The following is a 2,214-nucleotide window of genomic DNA, read 5'->3' on the forward strand; positions in this document are numbered from 1 at the left end:
CTTCCGATCGGTCGGACTCTCGTTCACCGCGCTTCGCGCGAGTTCAGTCGTTTTACGTCCGACCACCCCCCACGCTCCACCCCCGTCCCCCTCACGCGGGTGGTCCATTCCGTCGCCGGTGCGTGCATCCCCGGGTGGGTAGGGCCCCCGCGCAACCGAGCGGCGTCCTCGTGCGTCGTACGCACGTACGCTCACGAGGCGAAGGAGTGCAAGGGTGTTCGGTGGGGCGACGGCCGCGGCCGGGGCGACAAGGCGACTGTGTACGCGCGTTCTGGCGGTTCTCGTCGCCGTGAGCACCCTCACCCTCGCCGGGCACGGCACCCGCGCCGAAGCGGCGGCCGCCTGTTCCGGACGGCTCGTCAAGACCGTGGCCTTCTCCACCGGAGAGCTGAGGGTCTACAAGAACCGCCAGTACGCGTGCGCCGTCGCCGTCGCCAAGAAGCCGGGTGTGCGCCGCGCCATGGCCGTCACCATCCAGGCGCGCGGCGGGCGCGCGGCCACCGACAAGGGGCGGTTCACCCGGCAGGCCGGGCCCGTGACGGTGCACGCCCTCAACCGCTGCGTCCGCGCGTCCGGCGCGGTCGCCGGCAAGGGCGGAACCACGGGCTGGTTCCTCTGCTGAGCAAGTGCCCAGCAAGTGCCTCTGGTGGCAGGGGCATTGACCCCGCTAGGTTCACGGCGACCACCGTGACCCAAGTGGAGGGTGCATGCGTAAGGCGCTCAGATGGCTGCTGTCGCTCGTGGTGCTCATAGGCACCGTGAGCGCGACCGGTACGGCCACGGCCACCGCCGTCGTACCGGCCGACAGCCGCACGACCACGGACAGGGACATCAAGGACCGCATCCTGGCGATCCCCGGGATGACCCTGCTGGAGGAGAAGCCCTACCCCGGCTACCGCTTCTTCGTCCTCGGCTACACCCAGCCGGTCGACCACCGTGACCCGACCCGCGGCACCTTCCAGCAGCGCGTCACCGTGCTGCACAAGGACACCGCCCGCCCGACGGTCTTCTACACGAGCGGGTACGCGCTCAGCACCCGCCCTTGGCGCAGCGAGCCGGCGGCCATCGTCGACGGCAACCAGGTCGCCATGGAGTACCGCTTCTTCACCCCGTCCCGCCCGGAGCCCGCCGACTGGTCGAAGCTCGACATCTGGCAGGCGGCCTCCGACCAGCACCGCGTCTTCGCCGCGCTGAAGCCGCTGTACGACCGCAAGTGGCTGGCCACCGGCGTGTCCAAGGGAGGCATGACGGCGACGTACTACGAGCGCTTCTACCCGCGGGACATGGACGGCGTCGTCGCGTACGTCGCGCCCAACGACGTGGTGGAGAAGGAGGACTCGGCGTACGACCGGTTCTTCGCGACCGTCGGGACCAAGGAGTGCCGCGACCGGCTGAACGCCATGCAGCGCGAGGCGCTGGTCCGCCGTGAGCCGCTGCAGAAGAAGTACCGCGCGTGGGCGGACGAGACGGGCGCGACCTTCACCACCCTCGGCAGCCTCGACAAGGCGTACGAAGCGGTCGTCCTCGACTTCGTCTGGGGCTTCTGGCAGTACCACACCGAGGCCGAGTGCGCCGACATCCCCGACGCCGCCACCGCCTCCGACCAGACCGTCTACGACACCATCGACGGCTACTCGGGCTGGTCGTATTACACCGACCAGGGCCTGGAGTGGGCGGTCCCGTACTACTACCAGGCCGCCACGCAGCTCGGTTCGCCGAGCCTGCGGATGGACCACCTCAAGGGCCTGACGCGGTACGGCTACCAGCCCGCCCGGGCCTTCGTCCCGCGTGACGTCCCGCTGCCCCGCTTCCAGTCGTGGGCGATGCGGGACGTCGACACCTGGGTGCGCACGCGGGCGCACCGGATGCTCTTCGTGTACGGCGCCAACGACCCGTGGGGCGCGGAGCGGTTCCGCGTCGACAAGGGCGCCCGCGACAGCTACGTCTTCGCGGCGCCCGGCGCCAACCACGGGGCGAGCGTCTCCGCGCTGGTCGAGGCCGAGCGTACGAAGGCCACGGCACGGATCCAGGAGTGGGCGGGCATCGCCCCGGCGCCGGTCCGCACCGTCCCGGGGCTGGACAAGCGCACGCTCGTGCGCGAGCAGACGCTGCGTCCGTAGGGCGGTGGCCGGGCGGGGAGGACGAGGAGACGAGCCTCGCCGTGTTCCTGTTCCTGCTCTTCCTGCCCGTGGCGATCGTCACCGTGATGGCGGG

Annotated in this window: 2 protein-coding genes; both read left to right on the forward strand. The window is 70.9% G+C overall.

Annotated elements, in window-relative coordinates:
- Window positions 1-289: 289 nt before the first annotated feature.
- The gene (locus ABZX67_RS33220; protein ID WP_355368517.1) at window positions 290-622 is read left to right on the forward strand and encodes a hypothetical protein; all 333 of its coding nucleotides are present in this window, start codon (window positions 290-292) and stop codon (window positions 620-622) included.
- Between the two features lie 85 nt (window positions 623-707).
- Window positions 708-2,120, forward strand: a complete 1,413-nt coding sequence (locus tag ABZX67_RS33225; RefSeq protein WP_355368520.1) for a S28 family serine protease — start codon at window positions 708-710, stop codon at window positions 2,118-2,120.
- Window positions 2,121-2,214: the final 94 nt, after the last annotated feature.

Origin of the sequence: Streptomyces sp. NPDC003036 (assembly GCF_040611175.1) — a bacterium.
Lineage (GTDB): Bacteria > Actinomycetota > Actinomycetes > Streptomycetales > Streptomycetaceae > Streptomyces.

Excerpts from the sequence above, each read along its gene's own strand:
- ABZX67_RS33225 (WP_355368520.1), top strand. The coding sequence starts at position 708 with ATGCGTAAGGCGCTCAGATGGCTGCTGTCGCTCGTGGTGCTCATAGGC.